General features: G+C 64.8%; 1 protein-coding gene. It reads left to right on the top strand.

What is annotated here, in order from left to right; all coding sequences use genetic code 11:
* Positions 1–39: 39 nt before the first annotated feature.
* Positions 40–722: 4-hydroxy-2-oxovalerate aldolase (dmpG, locus tag VV867_RS31040; protein WP_328568450.1), on the top strand; the 683-nt coding region annotated here is incomplete at its 3' end.

Below are 722 nucleotides of genomic sequence, written 5' to 3'. Positions count from 1 at the left end.
CACCGCCGAGCGCATGGCGCAAGCAATGGGGGCCTCGGCATGAGCCAGAAACTCTATATCTCCGACGTGACCCTGCGCGACGGCATGCATGCGATCCGCCACCAGTATTCGCTGGACGATGTGCAGGCGATTGCCACCGCACTCGACCTCGCGAAAGTGGACTCCATCGAAGTCGCGCACGGCGATGGCCTGCAAGGTTCGTCGTTCAACTACGGCTTTGGCGCCCACACCGACCTGGAGTGGATCGAAGCGGCAGCGGACGTGGTGCAGTACGCGAAGATCGCCACCTTGCTGCTGCCCGGCATCGGCACCATCCACGACCTGAAGGCTGCCTACAACGCCGGCGCCCGCGTCGTGCGCGTGGCCACCCATTGCACCGAAGCGGACGTCTCCAGGCAGCACATCGAGTACGCCCGCGAGCTGGGCATGGACACCGTGGGCTTCCTGATGATGAGCCACATGCAGACGCCGGAAGGCCTCGCGCAACAGGCGAAATTGATGGAGAGCTACGGCGCCACCTGCATCTACGTGGTCGATTCCGGCGGGGCGATGAACATGGACGATATCCGCGCACGCTTCCGTGCCGTGAAAAGTGTTCTGAAGCCCGAGACCGAAACCGGCATCCACGCCCACCACAACCTCAGCCTCGGCGTGGCCAACTCCATCGCCGCGGTGGAGGAGGGCTGCAACCGCATCGACGCCAGCCTGGCGGGCATGGGCGC

This window comes from Pseudomonas sp. JH-2 (assembly GCF_036231725.1).
GTDB classification, from domain to species: domain Bacteria; phylum Pseudomonadota; class Gammaproteobacteria; order Pseudomonadales; family Pseudomonadaceae; genus Pseudomonas; species Pseudomonas delhiensis.
The sequence above is the reverse complement of the archived record's forward strand: the minus strand, read 5'-3'. Positions and strand labels throughout refer to the sequence as shown.